This is a genomic window from Streptomyces sp. NPDC087428, from assembly GCF_044744085.1.
Classification (GTDB): domain Bacteria; phylum Actinomycetota; class Actinomycetes; order Streptomycetales; family Streptomycetaceae; genus Streptomyces.
Window position 1 is genome coordinate 18,589 of record NZ_JBIUXR010000028.1, and the last position, 21,398, is coordinate 39,986.

Genomic DNA, 21,398 nt, shown 5'->3' on the forward strand with positions numbered 1-21,398 from the left:
GGACCACGCCCCGCCCCTGCCCCCTGATCCCGGATCAGCTCACGTCGAGCGCGACATCGTCGACGACGAAGCTGGTCTGGAGGTAAGCGTCCTCCTTACTGGTGAACCCCAGCGTCACCGTCTGCCCCGCTGCGGACCCGACGTCGAAGCTCTGCTGGACGTAACCACTGCCGGCGTCGAGGTTCGAGTACGTGGCCAGCGTCCGCGACCCCAGCTTGACGGTGAACGTGTCGTAGGCGGTCGCGTCTCCCGCCGACTCGGCGGTGTCGGTGCGCAGGAAGAACGACAGCTTGTACGTCGAGCAGCCCGCGGGAACGGTCAGTGACTGCGAGGCGCTGTCGCTGTGGGTGCTGCCCCAGCCGCCGAACCAGGCCTGGTAGGCGCCGGTGTGGGCGGGCTTCTCCGAGGTCCGGTTGTTGATGACGCCGTCCGTCTGGGTCCACGGCGTCGTGCCGTTCTCGAAGCCGCCGTTGGCGACGACCTGCCGTGCCTGGCAGGTGCCGCCGCCACCGACGACCAGCGAGTAGGTGGTGGTGTGGGTGGCGGTGCCCGTTCCCGTCACCGTGAGCGTGTAGGTGCCCGCGGTGGCCTGTGCCCCGGCCGAGACGGTCATCGTCGAGGAGGACCCCGACTGCACGGTCGCCGGGGCGAAGGAGACGGTGACCCCGCTCGGCGCACCGGACGCCGTCAGCTGGACACTCTGTCCGGAACCGCTGGTGGTGGCCGTGGAGACGGTCGCGGTGGCCGAGGCGCCGGGCTGGACGTTGCCGGAGACCGGGTTCACCGAGACGGAGAAGTCATTGGCCGGCGCCGTGGTGCCGACGGCCGTCTTCCACAGTGTGTAGGCGACTCCGTCGGCGCTGCGGTCGAGGGCGGTCGCGTTGATGTTGCTGGTGGTGTCGCACGACTGGTGGTAGCACGGGTCGTACGAACGGCCCGCCGTACCGCCCCACTTGGCGGCCTGGGCGGAGGTCTTGGTGTCGCTCGCCCCGGTCGCGTACCCCGAGGTGGCGATGCCGCCCTGCTGGAAGGAGTAGTCGTCGGAGCGGCCCTGGCCCTCCACGTTCTCCTCCGGAGCGAGGCCGAGCGAGGCCCAGTACTCCTTCATCGGGGCCGAGGCGGCCGAGTTGAGGTTGTTGATGAAGTAGCCGCCGTTGGTGGAGGCGACCATGTCGAAGTTGTAGTACGCGGTGATGGCGGTGCGCTGGGCCGCGGTGAGCTGTCCGACGTAGTACTCGGAGCCCTGCATGCCCTGCTCCTCGCCGTTCCACCAGGCGAAGCGCACGTGCTTGGTCATCGTCGGGTTCTGCTGGGCCAGCGCGAGGGCGTTCTCCAGCAGGGTGGCCGAGCCGGAGCCGTTGTCATTGATGCCGGGCCCGGCGCTGACGCCGTCCAGGTGGGCGCCGAACATCACGGTCCGGTCCGCGGGACCGCCCGGCCAGTCCGCGATCAGGTTCTTGCCCGCGTAGGTGCAGCTGCCGCAGGTCTGCTCGCTGACCGTGTAGCCGGCAGCCTGGAGCTTGCCCTTCACATAGGCGAGCGAGGCGGTGTGGCCGGCGCTGCCGGCCCGGCGGTTGCCGCCGTTCTGCGAGGCGATGGTGCTGAGCTGCGACAGATGGGCCTGCACATTGGCGACGCTGATGTCCGGAGGAGTGCCGCCCGGGGTGCCGCCGCCGTTACTGACGGTCAAGGTGTACTGCGCGGTGTGGTCCTGGGTGCCGGCGCCCTTCACAGTGAGCGTGTAGGTCCCGGGCGCCGCGGCCGACGTCGTCGAGACGGTCATGGCCGAGGTCGCACCGGACTGCACGGAGGACGGGCTGAAGGAGACGCTCACCCCGCTCGGCTGACCGGTCGCGGACAGGTTCACGGTCTGCGCGCTGCCCGAGCTGACGGTCGTCCTGACCGTGGCCGTCACCGAGTTGCCCGGCTTCACCGATCCGGCGGACGGGTCCAGGGACATCGAGAAGTCGTTGTTGCCGCTCGGGGTACAGCTCGGGTCACCGCTCTGGGCGGGGACGCTGACGGCGTCCCAGGCCGCCTTCGCCCGGTTGAACAGCACACAGGTGGCGTCGAGGTTCTTGGCCGAGGTGAGCGTGGCCGTGCGGTAGCGCTTGTACGTCATGCCGCTGGTCTTGAGCAGCATTCCGCCGTAGAAGACCTTGCCGGCGCTCTGGATGCCGACGCCGGTGACGGAGGAGCTGTTGCACGTGGGGCTGGACGGCTTGCCGCCGCCGGGGCTGGAGCCCTCGGCCAGCAGGTAGAACCAGTGGTTGAGCGGACCGGCCGCCGCGTGCTCCTCGGTGTTGGGTATGGAGGAGCTGTAGCAGTTCGGGTCGCCGATCTGGCCCGGGTTGTACATGATCCGGATCGGCCCGTTGCCCACCAGGTTGATCTTCTCGCCGACGGTGTAGTCCGGGTCGTCGTACGGGGCCGGCTCGTTGGTGTACGCCTCGGTGAGCGCCCCCATGATGTCGCCGGTGGCCTCGCCGAGACCGGACTCGTTGTTGGCGCCGCCGGGGGTGTACTGGTCGATGCCGTGGCCGAACTCGTGGCCCACGACGTCCATGGCCCCGATCCACTGGTTGGCGTTGTTGTGGCCTATGGAGACGGTGGAGCCGTCCCAGTAGGCGTTCACGTCGTTCAGCCCGACCTTGACCGGCCAGCTGCGGCCGTTGCCGTCGTGACCGTTGCGCCCCAGCCAGTCACGCAGCATGTCCCACTCGTGCTGGGCCGCCCACATGACGTCGACGCAGCCGGTCTCCTTGCTGGAGGCGTTGCCGGTGCCCCAGGAGTCGGAGGACTTGGTGAAGACCCCGCCCGTGCTGTAGTCGGCGCAGCTCAGCCCCGGCCTGCCCGGGTCGCGGAGGGAGTAACTGCCGCCGGAGGAGGTCGTGTTGATGGAGAGCGGGGAGGGCCCGTTCCACTGGCTGTTGCCCGTGCCCGCCTTGACGTCGTCATAGCTGTCGAGCACTGCGCCGGTGCCCGCGTCGACGAAGACATGCAGATGGCTGGGGGCCTTCGCGGTACGGCCGGTCAGCACGGTCTCCCAGGCCAGCCGGGACTTCTTGCCGGTGGCCCGGACGACCAGCCGGTGGCTGTCCACCCGCTCCACCGAGGTGAGCTTCTTGCGTGCGGCGGTCTCGGCCCTTGCGGCCGACACGGTCGCGGTGGTCGGTACGTTGATGCGCCGTGAGAGAGCCGACTGGGCGCCGCGGACCCGTCCCTTGGAGTCCGCCACCACGACGGCGTCGCCGCCGACGACCGGCAGTCCGCGGTAGGTGCGCTGGTACGCGATCGAGTAGAGCCCGTTGACCCAGGGGGTCACGTTCTGCCGTTCGTAGCGCTCCTCGGGGCCCTTCGCCAGGGCGTCGAGGCCGCTCGCCGCCGCCCGGTCGGCGGCCGACACGGCGGCCGCGAGAGGGGCGGGGGCGGGGGGAGACGGTTCCGCGGATGCTGACTGGCCGCTCGTGGCGACCAGCATTCCGGCGAGGACGGCCAGGGTTGTCCCGGCCGTCATCGGTCTGCGTTTCATCGAGGCTCCTCGGTTCGTGGGGACCTCGATCACGGGCAGTGGCGTGGGGAGACGCGCCCGCCCGTGCGGCTGCCGTCGGCCGTCCGCCCAGGTGGTGTCCGTGATCGAGCGACCGAACACTCACACGTGGCCCTGACCTCGTCAACGAACTGGGTTCGCTCAGAAGGGAGTTGGCAAGTCTGGTCAAGTCGCCCTGGTGGGATCGCACAGCGGGCGCACAGGAGCGGCGGAGTGTGCGACGGGGGTGGCGCGGCGACTGGGCGGCTCGCGAACGGTCGACGGCGCGGAGGACCGAGAAAAGGGGTGGACACATCGGCGGCGCGGGGTTTAATATGCACCCGCATTTCAAGATCACGCAACGAAAATATCCACCGTAAGCATATCACCTCTCGCTCGATTACGCAAGCGTCTCTGACGCGTCATCACATGGCAGGCTCCGGTCCGCCACCTACGAGGAAGACGACAGCCATGACTTCGGGAACAACCACCGCGGCGGCCGCCGGTACCTGGCAGCTGGGTGACCTGACCGTCAACCGCATGGGCTTCGGTGCCATGCGTCTGGCCCAGAACGGTGCGGCGTTCAGTCACGACCGCACCCCGCACGACCGGGAACGGGCCATCGCCGTGCTGCGCCGCGCCGTTGACCTCGGCGTGAACCACATCGACACGGCGGCCTTCTACTTCTCACCGATGCGCTCGGCCAACGAGCTGATCAACCGGGCGCTCGGCCCGTACCCGGACGACCTGGTCATCACCACCAAGGTCGGCCCCGGCCGTGGACCGTCGGGCGACTGGCTGAACTGGGCCCGGCCCGAGGAGCTGCGCGGCCAGGTCGAGGAGAACCTCCGCCAGCTCGGCCGCGACCATCTCGACGTGGTGAACCTGCGGATGAACGGGCCCGACCCGATCGCCGACCGGTTCGGCGCACTGGCCGAGCTGCGGGAGAAGGGGCTCATCCGTCACCTGGGCCTCTCCAACGTCGGCGCCGACCAGATCGCCGAGGCCCTGCCCATCGCGCCGGTCGTCTGTGTGCAGAACCGGTACGGCATAACCGGCCGCCATGCGGACTCCGACGAAGTGCTCCGGATCTGCGGGGAGCAGGGCATCGCGTTCGTGCCGTTCTACGCCATCGCCGGCGCCGGCCGCGAGTCCGGGGCGGCCGTCGTCGAGAGCGGGGCGGTGGCGGCCGTCGCCCATGCCCATGACGCCACGCCCGCGCAGGTCCGGCTCGCCTGGACGCTCCAGCGCGGCCCGCACGTACTGGCCATCCCGGGCACCGGCAACCCCGGTCACCTCACCGAGAACGTGGCGGCGGCCGCCCTGCGGCTCACCGAGGACGAGCTGCGGCTGCTCACGGAACTCGGCCGGGCCACCGGCTGATCCGCGCCGTCGGCCGTGGCGGACGGACGGGGGCCACCCGGCCGTGACGGGCTCCCGGAGGCCGCCTACGTCTCCGGGCCCACCGGCGGAGGCGAACCCTTCGCCGGTGCGGCCGCGGGGCCCCGCCAAACTCCCCGCCGACGTAGCATGACCCCCATGGAGCAGCGCGAACTGGGCAGGACCGGACGGGACGTATCGGTCGTCGGACTGGGCACATGGCAGCTCGGCGGGGACTGGGGAGAGGTGCGGGAGGCCGATGCCTTCGACGTGCTCGACGCGGCCGTCGAGTCAGGCGTCACCTTCTTCGACACCGCGGACGTGTACGGGGACGGCCGCAGCGAACAGCTCATCGGCCGCTATCTGAAGGAGCGCCCGGACGCGGGGGTCCTCGTCGCGACGAAGATGGGCCGGCGCGTCGAACAGGTGCCGGAGAGCTACGTCCTGGACAACTTCCGTGCCTGGAACGACCGCTCGCGGTCCAACCTCGGCGTCGACACCCTCGACCTCGTGCAACTGCACTGCCCGCCGACCGCCGTCTACTCCTCGGACGCGGTCTACGACGCCCTCGACACGCTGGTCGCCGAGGAGCGGATCGCCGCCTACGGGGTGAGCGTCGAGACGTGTGCCGAGGCGCTGACGGCCATCGCCCGCCCCGGCGTCGCGAGCGTCCAGATCATCCTCAACCCCCTCCGCCTCAAGCCGCTGGAAGAGGTGCTTCCGGCGGCGCTCGCCGCCGGGGTCGGCATCATCGCACGTGTGCCGCTCGCCTCCGGGCTGCTCTCCGGCAAGTACACCGAGGACACCGTCTTCGCCCCGGAGGACCACCGCACGTACAACCGGCACGGGGAGTCCTTCGACCAGGGTGAGACCTTCTCCGGGGTCGACTACGCGACCGGCGTGGCCGCGGCGGCCGAATTCGCCGCACTCGCTCCCCAGGGAGCGACTCCGGCGCAGACCGCACTGCGCTGGATCATTCAGCAGCCGGGCGTCACCAGCGTGATCCCCGGCGCGCGTTCGGTGGAGCAGGCCCGCGCCAACGCGGCCGCGGCCGCGGCCGCGGCCGCGCCGCTGCCGCGGAAGACGCTCGACGCGGTACGCGATCTCTACGACCGCAGGATCCGCGCGGCGGTTCACGGCCGCTGGTAACGGACGGGGCTACCGGCCCCCGTCGGGGGCCGATGATTCCGCACCGCTCGTCGAGGTCAGATCGACCGGTGTGGTGGCCGAACTGGAATCGGGGGAGAACAGGCTCATCCCCAGGTACACGGCGGCGAGGAAGGCGACCGTGCCCGCGATGGCGCTGGCCACTCTGGGGCGGCGTCTTATCGCCTCGCGCGTGGTGCGCCGCCTGACGTTCCTGGACCGGCCCGCCGCGCGCCGCCCGTGACCGGCGGACGCCTGGGGCAGCCGGTAGGTCGTCGGAGCGCCGGAGTCCTCGCCGGATCCGGTCCCGGACCGGTGCTGGGCGGGGGAGGGCGGTGCGGACACCGGCGCGTAGGGCGCGGCCGGTGCGCGCGGGGGAGTGGGCCGGTACATCGGCAGCGGCTCAGCCTGCCCCCGCCAGGCCTCGCTGGTGAACCAGTCGGCGACCTGCTGGGCCGTCGGCCGGTCCTCGGGCTGCTTCGCGAGCAGTCCCAGCAGATACGAGTCGAAGGCGGCGGACATCTCGACCCCGCGCTGCCGCAGCGGCACGGGAGGCGTGTCCACGTGCTGGTAAAGGGTGGCGGTCGGGGTGTCCGAGCGGAACGGCGGCTGGCCGAGCAGCAGTTGGTAGATCACACAGCCGAGGGAGTACATGTCGGACGCGGCGTCGGCCGTACGGCCCAGGGCCCGTTCCGGTGCGAGGTAGAGGCTGGTGCCGACGATATGGCCCGTGGTGGTGAGCGCGGCGGAGGGATCGTCGACGAACTGGGCGATACCGAAGTCGCCGATCTTGACGGCGCCCTCCGCGTCCAGCATCAGGTTTCCGGGCTTGATGTCCCGGTGGACTATCCCCTGGCGGTGGGCCGCGGCCAGTCCGGCGGCGGCCTGGCCCGCGATGCGGGCGACCTGTTCCGGGTCCAGCCGCTCCTGAGCCAGCAGCAGATCGGCGAGGCTCCTGCCCTCGACGAGCTCCATCACGAGGAAGAGCCGGTCCTCCCAGGACCCGAAGTCGAACACCGCCACCAGATGCGGGTGGCTCAGCCGGGCGGCGGTCTGGGCCTCCAGCCGGAAGCGCGCGGTGGCCGACTCGTCGGCGTGCTCCCCCAGCAGCAGCTTCACGGCGACGGACCTGCCGAGGACCTCGTCCGCGGCCCGCCAGACCTCACCCATCCCGCCACGACCGATGGCGGATATCAATCGGTACCGACCAGCAACCAGCACCTGCGCACACCTATCCAATGTCTCGGGCCGAGGACCGCTTCGACTGCCGCGGCTGCGACCTCATCGGGAACTGACGGGGTGGGGGACACGCAGCAAGATCAGGATATCCGGCGCGCGGCCTCCGGATGACCGTCGGGCGGCGTCGGTACGGATCGGGGGAACAGCCACGCGCAGGCGGCCTGCGCGCTGAACTCGCCCTGACCGCCGGGGAAGAGCAGGTCCGCCGCCGCGAACGCCGGATCGCCGGCGGTCGCCGGGACGTAGGGGACCGCGATGCAGCGCATGCCCGCCGCCCGAGCCGCGGCGGCGCCCGGCACGGCGTCCTCCACCACCACACAGCCGGCGGGCGCGACGCCGAGGCGCCGGGCGGCCTCCAGGAAGACATCCGGTGCCGGTTTCCCGTGCGCGACCTCCTCGGCGGACACGTACTCGGTGAGGTACGCGTCGAGGCCGGTGCTCTTCAGTACGGCCTCTATCGCGGCCGGTGACGAACCCGACGCCACCGCCATGGCGATGCCGCGCGCGTGCAGCGTCTCCACGAACTTCCGCATCTCGGGGAAGGCCTCGGTCGAGGTGCGCGCCAGTTCCAGATAGATGGCGTCCTGACCCGCCACCAGCTCGTCGGCGGAGGCCTCGATGCCGTACTCGGTGCGCAGTACGGCCAGCGCCTCGCGGTTGCTGATTCCGATGAACCGGGCGTTCTGCTCCCAGGTGAAGTCCGGTACTCCGTACCGCTCCAGCAGCAGCCGTGCCGACTCGTAGGCGTTCGGCTCGCTGTCCACGAGTGTGCCGTCCAGGTCGAAGACGACCGAAGGGGCCTGCGCACGTGATGAGTTCATGGCGGACATGCTCTCAGCCGCTGATCATCCCGGGCCACCCGCCGCCGCCCGTCCCACCGATTCCACCAGGGGCAGCAGCCGGTGCGGCACCCGCTCGCGCAGGGCCACCTCGGTCCGGGTCCTGACCACGCCCGGCAGCTGGATCAGGCGCTGGATCACATCCTCCAGATGCCCGTTGTCCCGGGCCACGACCCGGGTCAGCAGGTCGCCGCCGCCCGTGGTCGAGAAGGCCTCCACGATCTCCGGCACGGCGGCGAGCGCCTCGCCCACGTCGTCGAGATGCCCCTGAGTGACCTCCAGGTGCACAAAGGCCAGTACCGGGTGGCCGAGCGCGGCGGGGGAGAGGAAGGGGCCGCTGCCGGTGATCACTCCGTCCCGTTCCAGCCGGTCGATACGGGCCTGGAGGGTGCCCCGCGCGATCGAGAGGATCCGTGCGTACTCGCGCACGCTGGTGTGCGGCTGCTCGATGAGCAGCCGCAGGATGCGGGTGTCGAGCGCGTCCACCGCCATGGTCCGCCGGCCTCTTCCTGGTACGTCGGTCGGGGCAGCGACTGTACCAATGGCGCACCGGCGCGCCTCCGGAGCCGCCGCCCCGTACCGGCCCAGGGCGGGGCGGGTCGGTCAGGAGCGGCGGCAGGACGTCAGAACTGCACGTCGGAGCAGGCGTAGAAAGCGTTCCCGGTGTCAGAGATCGTCCAGACGCCGAGGATCAGTTGCTTGCCGGACTTCTGCGGCAGCACGCCCGAGTGGCTCACCGTCGAGCCGGGCAGCCGGCCCCCGAAGGGGACGGTGAGGAACGGCTGCGGTTCCAGGTCCGCCCGGGTGAGCGGCTGGGTGGGGTCGTAGCCGTCCTTGGTGATGTAGTACCGGAAGTCGGTCGTGGCGTGCCGGGCCTCGATCCGCCAGTTGAACGTGTAGTTCTGACCGGCGGTGACCTTGGTGGCGGGCCAGGCGCCGCCACGCGGGTCGTCGAGTTCGGAGAACCGGCCGATGCCGCCCGAGCAGATGTGGCCGTCGGCCGGTCCGCGGGTGGGGAAGCCCTTGGGGCCCTCGACGCTCGGGGGCTCCCACTGGATCTGCCCGCAGTGCTTGACGGTGCCGATCCCGCAGAGCTGCTGGCGGCTGATGGGTGAGTCGGTGTAGCCGTGGCTCTGGGCGCTGCCGGAGGTGGCGAACAGCGCCGCCCCGGCCAGGCCGAGCCCGGCCAGTAAGGAGGTGATCCTTCTGCGCATACGTAGCTCCTGGAGATGTGGGGTGATGTCCGGAGAGTTCTGCGGTCTAGACCAAGGGTGAGCGTAGTCATGTCAACCAGCCGTGTCCATACCGTCCGGAGCGGGCTGTTGCCGGGCTCCGCGGAGGGGATGGCCGCGCGGAGGACGGGCGCGTGGCCGGCGCGGCACCGGGGGTGGAACGGCAGCGGATGTGTCCGTCACCGCGGTCGCGGACGCCGGTCTCCGGCTCCGGCCGGCCCACCTCGTGACTGCCCCGGTTGGGGCGACCGCGCCCGGTGTGCCGGTGGGGTTCCTCCGTGGAGGGACGTCATCCCGTACCCGCTAAGCTGCACACGCCCCGCGGGGGAAGTCCGGTCGAATTCCGGCGCTGACCCGCAACGGTAGGCGGAGCCGTCCTGTGCTCCGCGAGCCCGATTACCCGCGGCGGTGATAGCTCCTGTCAATTCGCCGTGGACTGCGAGAGGCGCTGCGTTGGGCGCTTCGCGTCCGGGCTGCTCCTTCGGTTGCGTAGGTGCACGGCCTGAGGCGAAAGCGATCCGCCCGTGGTCACCTCCCTCGAACACATACCGGCCCCGCCCTCGCGCACGTCCCGGGCCGGCGGCGGGCCCGCCCCTCCCCGGCGGCTCTCCCTGCCCCTCCTGCTGACCACCCTGTCCGTCCTGCTGCCGCTCTCCGTCGTCTGCGGTGCGGGAATCGGGGCCTCGGGGATCTCCTGGGGAGAGGTACTGCGCGACCTGTGGGCCGGCCTGACCGGAGGGTCCATCGCTCCTGACCGAGTCCCCGGGTACACCATCGTCTGGGAGCTGCGCTTTCCGCGAGCCGTGCTGGCCGCGGTCGTCGGGGCCGGCCTCTCGGCCATCGGTGTCGCCGTGCAGGCCATGGTCCGCAACGCCCTGGCCGACCCGTTCGTCCTCGGCATCTCCTCCGGCGCGGCCGTCGGTGCCAACGCCGTACTCATCTTCGGAGTCTTCAGCGCGCTCGGCATCTGGGCCCTGTCCACGGCGGCCTTCCTGTCCGCACTCCTCGCGATGATCCTCGTGTACGCGACAGCCCGTACAGCACGCGGCCTGACCCCCCTCAGACTCGTCCTGACCGGCACGGCGATGTACTACGGCTTCTCGGCCGTCACCACCTTCATGGTGTTCGCCGCCGAGCGCGGCGAGGCCGCCCGCTCCGCCATGATGTGGATGCTCGGCAGCCTCGGGGGTGCCACCTGGTCCTCCGTCCCGATCGCCGCGGGCGCCACGATCGGCGGCCTCGCCCACCTCGCGTGGTCGGCGCGCCGCCTCAACGCCCTTGCCATGGGCGACGAGACCGCGGCCGCGCTGGGCGTGGACGCCGCAAGACTGCGCAAGGAACTGTTCCTGGTCTCCGCGGCGGTCACGGGGGCGCTGGTCGCGGTGAGCGGCGCGATCGGGTTCGTCGGCCTGATGGTCCCGCACGCCGCGAGGATGGTGGTCGGCGCGGATCACCGCCGGCTGCTGGCCGTCGCACCGCTCGCGGGAGCCGTCCTGCTGATCTGGGTGGACATCCTCTCGCGCGTGCTGCTCGCGCCGGCCGAACTGCCGGTCGGTGTGCTGACCGCGATGATCGGCGTGCCGTGCTTCGTCCTGCTGATGCGCCGCCGCTCCTACACCTTCGGTGGCGCGTGATGCGGATCGACATCGATCAGCTCACGGTCGAGATCGCCGGTGCGCGCCTGGTGGAGGAGATCACGCTACGAGCGGGCGACGCCCAGCTCGTCGGCCTGGTGGGGCCCAACGGCAGCGGGAAGTCGACCCTGTTGCGCTGCGTCTACCGGGCGCTGCGCCCCTCCGCCGGAACGGTCCGGATCGGCGGCGAGGACCTCTACGCCATGAGCCCGCGGGAAGGTGCCCGCAGGCTGGCCGCGCTTCCCCAGGAGGCGACGTACGAGTTCGACTTCACCGTCGCCGAGACCGTGGCGATGGGAAGGATGCCGCACCAGGGGCCGGCGGCACGGGTCTCTGAGGAGGACCGGCGGATCTGCGAGGCGGCGCTTGCGGAGGTCGGGGCCGGCCACCTGGCCGACCGCGGCTTCCTGACCCTGTCCGGCGGCGAGAAGCAACGGGTCCTGATCGCCCGCGCCATGGCCCAGCAGCCACGCGTGCTGGTGCTTGACGAGCCCACCAACCACCTGGACATCGCCCAGCAGTTGGAGGTGCTGGCCCTGGTTCGCGCCAGCGGACTGACCGTGCTCACCGCGTTGCACGACCTCAACCTCGCCGCACTCCACTGCGACCTCCTCCATGTCATCGACAGCGGCCGGATCGTCGCGTCAGGCGCCCCGCACGACGTACTGACCCCCGAGTTGCTGGCCGAGGTCTTCGGAGTACGGGCGCACCGGGTGCCCCACCCGGAGACCGGAGCGGTACAGCTGATCTTCGACCGTCTCCACCCCGACCGTTCCCCTTCCTAAGGAACCACTGCCACCATGTCCCACCTGATACGTCCCGCCGCACTCGGTCTCGTCCTCACAGCCGCCATGGCCCTCAGCGGCTGCGGCGCGGAGATCGCCCCGCAGGACGGACAAGACAGTGAGAGCGCACCCGCGGCCGGGGGCCACTACCCGGTGACCGTCGAGAACTGTGGTGAGAAGAAGACCTACGGCAAAGCACCGCAGCGCGTGGTGACCAACGACGTCGGCATCACCGAGATCATGTTCGCCCTCGGGCTGGAGGACCACATGGCGGGCTATGTGATGCCCGACGACAAGGGCGATCTGACGTCCGTCCCCTGGAAGGGCGGCTACAAGAAGACCACTTGGCTCTCCAAGGAGACGATCAACAAGGAACTCGTCCTCGACGCACGCGCCGATCTCGTCTTCGCGGGCTGGAACTACGGCTTCAACGAGGGAGACGGATTCACCCCGGCAGCCCTGGAGAAGGTGGGCATCGACTCGTACCTGTTGAGCGAGTCGTGCCGCAACGGGCAGGGGAAGGCACGCGGGGTGATGCCGCCGCTCGAAGCGCTCTACACCGATCTCCGGAACCTGGGGAAGGTGTTCGACGTCGAGAAGCGCGCCGACACCCTCATCACCCGGTTCGAGAAGCAAGTGGCCCAAGCGCAGGCGACTGCCCTGAAGGGCACCGACCGGCCGAGGGTGTTCCTCTACGACGACGGCCGTGACAAGCCCCTGACCTCGGGTGCCTACGCCGGACCGCACGACATCATCACCAGGGCCGGCGGCGACCACGTCATGAAGGACCTCAAGGACACCTGGACGACGGTGGGCTGGGAAACGGTCGTCCAGCGGGACCCCGAGGTGATCGTCATCAACAACTACGGGGACACCAGCGCGGCCCAGAAGCGGAAGTTCCTGAAGTCCTATCCGCCGCTGGCCAACGTCTCCGCCATCAAGAACGACCGAATCGTCGTTCTCGACTACGTGGACCTGGTCGAGAGCCCGCGCAATCCCGCGGCCATCGCCTCACTCGCGGCAGCCCTGAGGAAGGCCGAACGCTGACGCTCGTTCGCGGGTCCGTGGCCGGACCGACTGGGGGCGGGGCGCGCGGCACGCGCGTCGGTGATCTGTCCCCAGCGACCGGCACCGGCCCTTGACGGGCCGCCGGAGTCCCGCGTACCGGATCCGACCGCACCCGACGCGACGAGCCGGCGGCAGCCCTCGACACCTGGCTGCCGACCGGGTGACCCGCGCCGGTGTCAGGGCAGGTTGGTCCGTTGGCTCGGCCGTGGCCGGGCAAGGTGCGATGATCCTGTGCCATTGGTCCAGAGGATTGGGTCTGATTTGAACCATTAGCCCTCCAGGTGCTGAGATGTGTCCATCAATGGCGCTGCGGGTCCTCCGGGGATCTCTGCGGCGCCTTTCTCATGTCTGCGCTGGTTCCATGCGCGAAAGGGGCGGGGCGACTTGCTGAAGAGGGCGTTCGTCGCACGCGATCCGGGACGGATCCGGCTGCGGTTCGCGTCCCGGGCCGTGCTCGGCATCGGGCTCGCCGTCGTGCTGTGCGGAGCGGCCGGGCACTCGCTGGCGGCGTCCATCACCGGTGGCCTGGCCGCGCTGCTCGCGCTGTTCACGGTGACCGACCCGACGGTGCGTGGGCAGGCGGTCACGACCGCCCTTCTCCCCGCAGTCGGTCTCCCGGTGCTCACGCTCGCCGCCGTGCTGCACGATGTGCCCGTCGCGCGGGACCTGGCGTTCCTCGCCGTTGTGGGGGTGGGGGTGTACGCGCGGCGGTGGGGGCCGCGCGGGCACTCGCTGGGTGTGTTCGGCTTCATGGCCTACTTCTCGGCCCAGTTCCTGCACACCGTGCCCGGCCAACTGCCCGAGCTGTACGCGGCCGTGCTGCTGTCGCTCGTCGCGTCCTCGGCGGTGCGGTTCGGGGCGTGGTGCTACGAGCGGCGGCTTGCGGTACCCGCGACAGTCGCCCTCCCGGCCAGTGCGGCGGGGCTCGGGCGGATCACGACGCGGCAGGCGGTGCAGGCGACGTTCGGGGCGGGATTCGCGCTCGCGGTCGGGCAGGTGCTCTCCGATCAGCGTTGGTACTGGGCGGTCGGCGCCACCTGGTGGGTGTTCGTGGCCACGACCTCCCGGGGCGAGACCGTCGTGCGCGGGTTCCGGCGCTTCCTGGGGACGGTCCTCGGGATCGGCCTGGGCTTCGCGGTGGCCGTGCCGCTGCACCACGAGCCGGTCGTGGCCGCGGTGGTCGTGGCGCTGAGCGTCTTCGGCATCTTCTACACCGCCGCCGTCTCCTACACCTGGATGATGCTGGCCGTGACCGTGATGGCGAGCATGCTGTACGGGCTGCTCGGCGTGCTCGACGCGGCTCTGCTCGTGCTGCGGGTGACCGAGACGACGGTCGGGGCGCTCGGTGCCGTACTGGCGGTGCTCTTCGTGTTGCCGGTGACCACGCACTCGGTGACCGAGGCGTGGGTGGAGAGGGCGCTGCGGTGCGTACGCGCGTGCACGGCACAGGCCGCCGCCCGGCTCGCGGGGAGCGAGGACGCCGACCCGCCCCGGAGCGTTGCCGAACTGGAGGCGATCCTCGGCCGGGTGCGCCTGTCGCTCGCCCCGCTGGTGCATCCGCTCAACCCGGTGAAGGACCGCAAGCGGCGGGCGCGGCACGTGCTCGCGCTGCTCGACGACTGCGCACGCGAGGTGCGCGGCCTGGCCTCCGTCGCCGCCGACCCGGAGGCCTCGCACGACGTCCGGCTCGCCGCGGCCTGTTGGCGTGTGGAGGCCGCTGTCGAGGCCCTCACCGATGCGCCGGCCGTCGGGCGGAACCTCCGGCTCGACCATGCGGCGGCTACGGAGCCGGCGGGCGTCGAACCTGTGCTCGCCCACCTCCACGCGCTGGAGCGGGCCCTGATCGAACTGGCCGTCCCCCTGCGGAGGCCGCGCCGGATTCCGGCCGGCGCCTGAACCGTCGCGCGGTGCGAGAGCGCGGAGGCGGACGCGCTGACGGCTCCTCGGCGGCGGGCCCCTGCCCGCTTGCCGCAGCCCGACCCCGCACCCTTTGGTCCAGACCAGCTGGCGCACTGCTACCGTCGCCGCGGAAGATCGCGACGGTCCCCACTGTCGTGATCACTCGGCGGAGAAAGGCAGTGCGGTGGTCAGCAGCAACGGTGCCGGACGGGCATTCATCGGGTCGTTCACCTCGGCGGGCGGGCGGGGAGTCACCGCCGTCGCCGTGGACCAGGACACCGGGGCGCTCACCGTCCTCGGCGCGACGGATGCCGTTCCCGACCCCTCGTACCTGGCGCTGGGACGGGGCAGCGGCCCCGGCGGCGCGGTCCTGTACGCGGTCAGCGAGACCGAGCCGGGCGCGGCCGCGGCCTTTGACCTCACCCACGACGTGCCGCGGCCGATCGGCGCCCCCCGGCCGGTGGACGGCGACAGCCCCACGCACCTCGCTCTCGCGGGCGGCCGGCTGCTCACCGCCAACTACGGCTCCGGCAGCGTCACCGTGCTGCCCGTACGCGAGGACGGCTCACTCGGCGCCGCAGGCAGCGTGCTCCGGCACGAGGGGAGCGGGCCGGACACGGGCCGTCAGGAGGGCCCGCACGCCCACCAGGTCCTCCCCGACCCCTCGGGGAACTGGGTGCTCAGCGTCGACCTCGGAACCGACTCGGTACGGATCTGCGCACTCGGCCCGGACACCGGGGAACTGCACCCGCACGGTGAGACGGTGCTGCGGCCCGGCACCGGTCCGCGCCATCTCGCCTTCCACCCCGACGGCGCGCACGCCTATGTGCTGAACGAGCTCGAACCCACGGTCACGGTGTGCCGGTGGGACGCCGTGGCAGGGGTCCTCGAAACGGTCGGTGAGACGTCCGTACTGCCCGCGGAGGCGACCGGGGAAGGCGCCGCGGCGAGTTACGCGTCCGAGGTCGTCGTCTCGCACGACGGCCGGTTCCTCTGGGTGGCCAACCGGGGGCACGACAGCATCTCGGTGCTCGGTCTCGACGCCACGGGCGAGAAGGCGTCCCTGGTCACCACGGTGAGCTGTGGCGGGCACTGGCCGCGCGACCTCGCCCTCGACCCCGCCGGGCGACGGCTGTACGCGGCCAATGAGCGGTCCGGGAACGTCGCCTGGTTCGCCGTGGACCCGGAAACCGGTATCCCGGCCCAGGAAGGCTCCCTGGAGGCTCCTGCGGCCTCCTGTGTGATCTTCGCCTGACGTCCGTACACGCGGACGGGTGGTGAACCGGTAGGTGCGCCACCCGCGTCCGTCACGGGACGGGGCCCGGGGCCGGCTTCATCAGCCGGTCCCGGGCCCCGCCCCGTGACGCGGAACGCACCCGGAACGGATCAGTGGGCCTGCGCCCCCTGCGCCACCGGGGCGGCGATGCCGAGCGTCGTGGTGTACATCGACATCACCAGCTTGCCGATCGCCGGGTAGGCGCCGAGCGGCTCGGCCGCCGCGCAGCCCGCCTCCTTGACGGCGGAGTCCAGCAGCCCTTCGGCCACCTCGGGACCCACCAGGTACGGGGCGACCGCCAGCTGGAGCGAGCCGGAGTCCCTGAGCTGTGCGGCGATCGACGCGACCGAACCCTCGACGTCGAGTGCGGCGGCCATCACCGGCACCGCGAGCCGCGCGGCCAGCAGCATGCCGGTGATCCCGGCGGCCTGCACGGCCTCTTCGCCGCCCACCGTGGCCAGCACGATTCCGTCGGCGGCCGTGGCCACCGTGAACAGCCTCGCCCGGTCCGCGCGGGCGAGACCGGCCTCGGAGAGGCGGACGTGCAGCGCCTCGGCGAGGAGCGGGTGCGGGCCGAGCACATCGGTCAGCTCGGCCGGGGCCTGGCTGTCCGTGATCGCTCGGCGTATCCGCTGCACAAGGGCGTTGTCCGGTCCCGCGAGCAGCGGCACCACGACGGCGGCCGGACCCTCCGGCGGAGCGACCTCACGACCGGCGGCCGTCGCGTGTTCGAAGCGCGCGACGCGCTCGGCGGCGGAGTGCGCGAGCGCGGAGGCAAGGGTCGGGTACTCGGCATCGTCGCCGTCGACGTAACCGATCAGGGCGTTCAGACCGGGCAGCTCGGAGCGGGCAATGCTGATCACCTCTTCGGCCAGACTGCGGCTGGCCGAGGAGGGGGTACCGGGAACGGCGAGAACGAGCGCGGCAGCGCCCTCAGGTGCGACCACGGGCTCCGGGCGGCGGTGCCGTCCGGACTGGCGAGGTCGCGGCATTCGTACAGGCAGGCCGGAAGCGGGCCCAGTGGGGGTGCTCATGGCGCCGCATGCTACTGGTTTTGGGTACCCCGCTGCGCGGGGAGGGTCCGGTCGAGCGTTGTCTGTCCGCATTTATCCGTCTGGTCGCTTACCGGTCAACTGCCCTGCTCTGTCCTCCCTCCGCCGGACCGTGGATCCGGTCCGGACAACGGAATGCAGAGCAGCGTCGGATGGTGCGGCAGGAGCAGACCGCCGGTGGCCAGCGCCTGCGCGATGCGCAGGGCGCCGATCAGGGGATCACCCGAACCGGGGACCGCCCGTGCCCGCGGGAGCTGTCGGGCCAGCTCCTCGCGCAGCGGCACGAGCAGCGGGTCGCCCATCCGGAACAGACCACCCGTCAGCCCCACTTCGTATTCCTCGTCGTCCGCTCCGGCCTTCGGGCACACGGCGGCGGCCGCCGCCGCGATATGTCCGGCGGCGTCGCGGAGAATGCCTTCGGCGACGGGGTCGTGTGCCGCGCAGACGGCCACCTCGGGAGCGAACGAGGCCAGGACCGCGGGCCGGTCGGTACGCGGATAGAGCAGGCCGGGCAGTTCGGGCGCCGGGCCGAACACCGCCTCCAGCCGGGCGAGCAGGGCCGGTGATCCGCCGCGCCGCCCGTCGTGGGCGCGCATCGCCGCATCGAGACCGGCCCGGCCGATCCAGGCACCGCCACCGCTGTCGCCCAGGAGATGGCCCCAGCCGTCGGCCCGCCGCCACCCCGTCAGATCCGTGCCGAGGGCGATCAGTCCGGTGCCGCCCGCGACCACCGCGCCGGGCCGCTGCCCGACCGCTCCGGCGTACGCGGTCACGGCGTCGGCGGCGAGTGCCAGCCGTCGCACACCGAGCGTGTCCGCCAGGGCCGCGGGCAGTTCCGACCGCAGTTGGTCGCCGAGGGTGGCCATACCGGCCGCACCGATCGCCGCGGCCGCGATCCGGCCTCGGCCGCCCTGCCGGGCGAGCAGTTCCGCGGCGGTGGGCAGCAGTTGTTCGAGCAGGTGGGCGGCGTCGATGCCGCGGGGCCCGGTCCGTACCGGTTCGGCACAGGCCGCCGTGGCCAGGGGGGCGTCCGAGCCCACGGCGCCCAGGGCCACCCGCAGCCCGGAACCACCCGAGTCCACCCCGAGGACGTACGCGTCGCGGACGTCCTCCCCGGCGCGGTCCGGCCGTCCGGGGGCGCCGGCCGCCGCCGGGACGGCCCCGTCGGACTCAGCGGTCACGGCAGTCGCCAGTCGACCGGCTGGGCGCCCTGGCGCTCCAGCAGCTCATTGGTCCGGCTGAACGGCCGTGAACCGAAGAACCCGCGGTCCGCCGACATGGGGGAGGGGTGCGAGGACTCGATCGCCGGGAAATCCCCCAGCGACGGACGGAGATTGCGGGCGTCACGGCCCCACAGGACCGACACCAGCGGAGTGCCCCGCGCGACCAGCGCCGTGATCGCCTGCTGGGTCACCTCCTCCCAGCCCTTGCCGCGATGCGCGGCGGGCCGGCGGGGCGCGGTGGTCAGGGCCCTGTTGAGCAGCAGCACACCCTGCTCGGCCCACGGCGTCAGATCGCCGTTGGACGGGCGCGGAAGCCCCAGGTCCGAGTGGAGCTCCCGGAAGATGTTGTCCAGGCTGCCGGGCACCGGCTGGACATCGGGTGCGACGGAGAAGCTCAGCCCCACCGCGTGCCCCGGTGTCGGGTAGGGGTCCTGACCGACGATCAGGACCCGCACCTGTTCGAAGGGTTGCTGGAACGCCCGCAGGACGTTCGCGCCCGAGGGCAGATAGGTGCGTCCCGCGGCGATCTCGTCGCGCAGGAAGTCGCCCATCGCCGCGATGCGTTCGGCCACGGGCTCAAGGGCCTGCGCCCAGCCGGGCTCGATGATTTCATTCAGAGGTCGTGCTGCCACGGGCGGCACTCTACTGCTGATACGACGGTATGGATCAACCGCCGGTGGCCGCCGCCCGGACGCACAGGACATCCGGCAGGTGCGAGATGAGCTGCTGCCAGCTGTCGCCGTCGTCCGCGCTCGCGTAGACCTCGCCGTTGCGGTTGCCGAAGTAGACCCCCGCCGGATCGGCGTCGTCCGTGCAGAGGGCGTCGCGCAGCACCGTGCCGTAGTGAGCCGCCTCCGGGAGTCCCGCTGACAGGGGCTCCCAGCTGTGGCCGGCGTCGCGGGTCCGGAAGACCCGGCAGCGGTGCCCGGCCGGGACCCGGTCGGCGTCGGCGTTGATCGGGAAGACGTACGCCGTGTCCGCCCGGTGCGGATGCGCGGCCACGGCGAAACCGAAGTCGGAGGGCAGCCCCTCGCCGATGTCCGTCCAGTTGCTCCCGGCGTCGTCGCTGCGGAACACGCCCCAGTGGTTCTGGAGGTAGAGCCGGTCGGGATCGACCGCGTCCCTGCTGACCTTGTGCACGCACTGGCCGAACTCAGGGTTCGGGTCCGGCAGGAAGACGGCCGAGACCCCCTTGTTGGCCGGGGTCCAGCTCTCGCCGCCGTCCGCGGTCCTGAACACCCCGGCGGTGGAGACCGCGACCGTCACCGCCTGAGCGTCCCGCTCGTCGGTCAGGACCGTGTGCAGCCCCTCGCCGCCCCCGCCCGGGACCCACTCCGAACGCGTCGGATGCTCCCAGAGCGGGCGGACCAGCTCGAAGGACTCGCCGTTGTCCCGCGACCGGAACAGCGCGGCCGGCTCGGTGCCCGCGTACACGACATCGGGGGCCTCCGGGCCCGCCGGGTGCAACTGCCAGACCCGCTCCAGCGATGTCCCGGTGAACTCCGGGAACTTCACGGCCGGCTGCCTGGGCTCGACCCAGGTGGCGCCCAGGTCGTCGGAGTGGAAGACGGAAGGGCCCCAGTGTGCGCTGTCGCCGCCGACGAGCAGCCGGGGGACGTCCGCCCGGGTGTCGATGGCGACCGAGTAGATCGCCTGCGCATTGAAATGCGGACCGTCGAACCTCCACGCGCCCTCGTGCCTGCGGCCGATGAAGAGTCCTTTGCGGGTACCCACGGTGAGCAGAACATCGGTCATGACCGAACCTCCCGAAACGCCGTTGTGCCGGATACCGGCCAGTCTGCACCCGGCCACTGACAGCGGCGCGCAGGACAGCGCGGGACACCGGCGGCTTCCGCGGTCGGGCCTGTCGTGCTGCGGTGCGTGAGGGAAGTGGGTGCCGTCGCGTCGTGGGTCGCTCCGGCCGGCCCGCCCCGCTACGGCCCCCGTCAGCCGCGGGGCGCGGCCGTGCTGCTGCGCACCACCAGATTGGTGGCCAGGTCGACCCGGGTCGTCGCCGGCTGCCGGCCCCGGCCCAGGTCGACCACCAGGCGGGCCGCGGTCTCGGCCATCTCTATGAGCGGCTGGCGCACCGTGGTCAGCGGCGGTCCGATCCACCGGGTGAGCGGCAGGTCGTCGAAGCCGACGACGCTGAGGTCCTCGGGGATGCGCAGGCCCAGCTCCCGCGCCGCCTCGTACACGCCGAGGGCCTGGAGGTCGTTGCCGGCGAAGACCGCGGTCGGCCGGTCGGCCTGCCGCAGCAGATCGAGGCCGGCGGTGTATCCCGCCTCGTGCTGGAACTCGCCCTCGCGGATCAGCGCGGGATCGATCGGCAGGCCCGCGGTCTCCAGAGCGGCGCGGTAGCCGTCCACCCGGGCCCGGCTGCACATCATCCGGGACGGGCCGCTGATGACACCGATCCGCCGGTGCCCGAGCGCGGTCAGATGGCGGGTGGCGGCCAGACCGCCCTGCCAGTTCGTCGTCCCGACCGAGGGGACGTCGTCGCCGGGATCGCCCGCCGGGTCGACGACCGCGTAGGGGATGCTGCGGCTGGTCAGCTGGGCGCGCTGGGCGGCGGTGAGGTCGGAGAGCACCAGGATCACCCCGACCGGCCGGCGGGCCAGTACCCCGTCCACCCAGGTCTGCCCCGGGGTCAGCCGGCCCGCGCTCTCCGAGAGGACCAGGCTCAGCCCTTCCTCCCTCGCGACGTTCTCCACCCCGCGGACGACCTCCATGGCCCAGGCGCTGTCCAGCTCGTGGAAGACCAGGTCGATGAGCTGGGACTGGGTGGTGGAGCCGCGTCTGCGGCGGTAGCCGTGCAGCAGCAGCAGTTCCTCCACCTTGGTGCGGGTGCCGGGGGCGACATCGGCGCGCCCGTTCAGCACCTTCGAAACTGTCGGAGCCGAGACTCCGGCCGCTCGGGCGATTTCCGCCAGGGTGGCGGTGCCTTCCGGCGATGCGCCGGCGGGCGCACTCTCCTGATGTGACTGGACGTTTGCGGGGCTCATAAAGGGATCGTAGCTTCCCGCGGCCCCGGTCGGCGGCTGGGTCAGGCGGGAGTAAATACCGTTCCCCGGCCCCTTGACGCACCCGAAACCC

The 21,398-nt window shown here is 71.7% G+C and carries 17 protein-coding genes and 1 riboswitch; of the genes, 7 read left to right on the forward strand and 10 right to left on the reverse strand.

Annotated features, from left to right (window positions below):
• Window positions 1-34 precede the first annotated feature (34 nt).
• Entirely contained in the window at window positions 35-3,517 is a 3,483-nt protein-coding gene (locus ACIO3R_RS38080; protein ID WP_402111696.1) for a M28 family peptidase, read from the reverse strand.
• A gap of 483 nt (window positions 3,518-4,000) precedes the next feature.
• Here ACIO3R_RS38080 and ACIO3R_RS38085 point away from each other — a divergent pair, with 483 nt between their 5' ends.
• Together ACIO3R_RS38085 and ACIO3R_RS38090 are read left to right on the forward strand one after the other, a co-directional pair.
• Window positions 4,001-4,912, forward strand: coding sequence for an oxidoreductase (locus tag ACIO3R_RS38085; protein WP_402111644.1), 912 nt, complete (start codon window positions 4,001-4,003; stop codon window positions 4,910-4,912).
• A 147-nt stretch (window positions 4,913-5,059) separates the two neighbouring features.
• Entirely contained in the window at window positions 5,060-6,058 is a 999-nt protein-coding gene (locus tag ACIO3R_RS38090) for an aldo/keto reductase (RefSeq protein WP_402111646.1), read from the forward strand.
• 9 nt (window positions 6,059-6,067) lie between these two features.
• Here ACIO3R_RS38090 and ACIO3R_RS38095 read toward each other — a convergent pair whose 3' ends face one another.
• From ACIO3R_RS38095 to ACIO3R_RS38110, 4 genes are all read right to left on the reverse strand, one after another.
• On the reverse strand, window positions 6,068-7,276 hold the full coding sequence (locus ACIO3R_RS38095; protein WP_402111648.1) for a serine/threonine-protein kinase: 1,209 nt from the start codon (window positions 7,274-7,276) through the stop codon (window positions 6,068-6,070).
• 98 nt (window positions 7,277-7,374) lie between these two features.
• On the reverse strand, window positions 7,375-8,115 hold the full coding sequence (locus ACIO3R_RS38100) for an HAD family hydrolase (RefSeq protein ID WP_402111650.1): 741 nt from the start codon (window positions 8,113-8,115) through the stop codon (window positions 7,375-7,377).
• A gap of 24 nt (window positions 8,116-8,139) precedes the next feature.
• The gene (locus ACIO3R_RS38105) at window positions 8,140-8,625 is read right to left on the reverse strand and encodes an Lrp/AsnC family transcriptional regulator (protein ID WP_385355167.1); all 486 of its coding nucleotides are present in this window, start codon (window positions 8,623-8,625) and stop codon (window positions 8,140-8,142) included.
• A 131-nt stretch (window positions 8,626-8,756) separates the two neighbouring features.
• Complete coding sequence (locus tag ACIO3R_RS38110) at window positions 8,757-9,347, reverse strand: lytic polysaccharide monooxygenase (RefSeq protein ID WP_385035878.1); 591 nt, start codon at window positions 9,345-9,347, stop codon at window positions 8,757-8,759.
• A 309-nt stretch (window positions 9,348-9,656) separates the two neighbouring features.
• A riboswitch (cobalamin riboswitch) is annotated at window positions 9,657-9,788 on the forward strand.
• A 101-nt stretch (window positions 9,789-9,889) separates the two neighbouring features.
• On the opposite strand from ACIO3R_RS38110, the gene ACIO3R_RS38115 reads away from it, so the two are divergent.
• From ACIO3R_RS38115 to ACIO3R_RS38135, 5 genes are all read left to right on the forward strand, one after another.
• Entirely contained in the window at window positions 9,890-10,999 is a 1,110-nt protein-coding gene (locus tag ACIO3R_RS38115; RefSeq protein ID WP_385035879.1) for a FecCD family ABC transporter permease, read from the forward strand.
• Window positions 10,999-11,784, forward strand: a complete 786-nt coding sequence (locus ACIO3R_RS38120; protein ID WP_385035880.1) for an ABC transporter ATP-binding protein — start codon at window positions 10,999-11,001, stop codon at window positions 11,782-11,784. Before ACIO3R_RS38115 ends, ACIO3R_RS38120 begins: the two co-directional genes overlap by 1 nt.
• A 15-nt stretch (window positions 11,785-11,799) precedes the next feature.
• A complete protein-coding gene (locus ACIO3R_RS38125; RefSeq protein WP_402111653.1) occupies window positions 11,800-12,831 on the forward strand; it encodes an ABC transporter substrate-binding protein in 1,032 nt (343 codons plus the stop codon).
• A 405-nt stretch (window positions 12,832-13,236) separates the two neighbouring features.
• A complete protein-coding gene (locus ACIO3R_RS38130) occupies window positions 13,237-14,748 on the forward strand; it encodes an FUSC family protein (protein WP_402111655.1) in 1,512 nt (503 codons plus the stop codon).
• Window positions 14,749-14,935: 187 nt separating this feature from the next.
• Entirely contained in the window at window positions 14,936-16,006 is a 1,071-nt protein-coding gene (locus tag ACIO3R_RS38135) for a lactonase family protein (protein ID WP_402111656.1), read from the forward strand.
• Window positions 16,007-16,137: 131 nt separating this feature from the next.
• Here the strand turns inward: ACIO3R_RS38135 and ACIO3R_RS38140 are convergent, their stop codons facing one another.
• From ACIO3R_RS38140 to ACIO3R_RS38160, 5 genes are all read right to left on the reverse strand, one after another.
• Entirely contained in the window at window positions 16,138-17,061 is a 924-nt protein-coding gene (locus ACIO3R_RS38140) for a sirohydrochlorin chelatase (protein ID WP_385040275.1), read from the reverse strand.
• A 95-nt stretch (window positions 17,062-17,156) separates the two neighbouring features.
• Complete coding sequence (locus ACIO3R_RS38145) at window positions 17,157-18,161, reverse strand: N-acetylglucosamine kinase (RefSeq protein ID WP_402111698.1); 1,005 nt, start codon at window positions 18,159-18,161, stop codon at window positions 17,157-17,159.
• 95 nt (window positions 18,162-18,256) lie between these two features.
• The gene (locus ACIO3R_RS38150) at window positions 18,257-18,934 is read right to left on the reverse strand and encodes a uracil-DNA glycosylase (protein ID WP_402111657.1); all 678 of its coding nucleotides are present in this window, start codon (window positions 18,932-18,934) and stop codon (window positions 18,257-18,259) included.
• A 34-nt stretch (window positions 18,935-18,968) separates the two neighbouring features.
• Window positions 18,969-20,057 (reverse strand): WD40/YVTN/BNR-like repeat-containing protein, encoded by a 1,089-nt coding sequence (locus tag ACIO3R_RS38155; RefSeq protein WP_402111658.1) that lies wholly within the window; start codon window positions 20,055-20,057, stop codon window positions 18,969-18,971.
• A gap of 191 nt (window positions 20,058-20,248) precedes the next feature.
• Complete coding sequence (locus ACIO3R_RS38160) at window positions 20,249-21,307, reverse strand: LacI family DNA-binding transcriptional regulator (RefSeq protein ID WP_385040283.1); 1,059 nt, start codon at window positions 21,305-21,307, stop codon at window positions 20,249-20,251.
• Between the last annotated feature and the right edge of the window lie 91 nt (window positions 21,308-21,398).

What these genes read in the sequence shown, in the direction of transcription:
- ACIO3R_RS38080 (WP_402111696.1), bottom strand. Translation starts at nt 3,517, where the DNA reads ATGACGGCCGGGACAACCCTGGCCGTCCTCGCCGGAATGCTGGTCGCC.
- ACIO3R_RS38085 (WP_402111644.1), top strand. Translation starts at nt 4,001, where the DNA reads ATGACTTCGGGAACAACCACCGCGGCGGCCGCCGGTACCTGGCAGCTG.
- ACIO3R_RS38090 (WP_402111646.1), top strand. Translation starts at nt 5,060, where the DNA reads ATGACCCCCATGGAGCAGCGCGAACTGGGCAGGACCGGACGGGACGTA.
- ACIO3R_RS38100 (WP_402111650.1), bottom strand. Translation starts at nt 8,115, where the DNA reads ATGAACTCATCACGTGCGCAGGCCCCTTCGGTCGTCTTCGACCTGGAC.
- ACIO3R_RS38105 (WP_385355167.1), bottom strand. Translation starts at nt 8,625, where the DNA reads ATGGCGGTGGACGCGCTCGACACCCGCATCCTGCGGCTGCTCATCGAG.
- ACIO3R_RS38110 (WP_385035878.1), bottom strand. Translation starts at nt 9,347, where the DNA reads ATGCGCAGAAGGATCACCTCCTTACTGGCCGGGCTCGGCCTGGCCGGG.
- ACIO3R_RS38120 (WP_385035880.1), top strand. Translation starts at nt 10,999, where the DNA reads ATGCGGATCGACATCGATCAGCTCACGGTCGAGATCGCCGGTGCGCGC.
- ACIO3R_RS38125 (WP_402111653.1), top strand. Translation starts at nt 11,800, where the DNA reads ATGTCCCACCTGATACGTCCCGCCGCACTCGGTCTCGTCCTCACAGCC.
- ACIO3R_RS38140 (WP_385040275.1), bottom strand. Translation starts at nt 17,061, where the DNA reads ATGAGCACCCCCACTGGGCCCGCTTCCGGCCTGCCTGTACGAATGCCG.
- ACIO3R_RS38155 (WP_402111658.1), bottom strand. Translation starts at nt 20,057, where the DNA reads ATGACCGATGTTCTGCTCACCGTGGGTACCCGCAAAGGACTCTTCATC.
- ACIO3R_RS38160 (WP_385040283.1), bottom strand. Translation starts at nt 21,307, where the DNA reads ATGAGCCCCGCAAACGTCCAGTCACATCAGGAGAGTGCGCCCGCCGGC.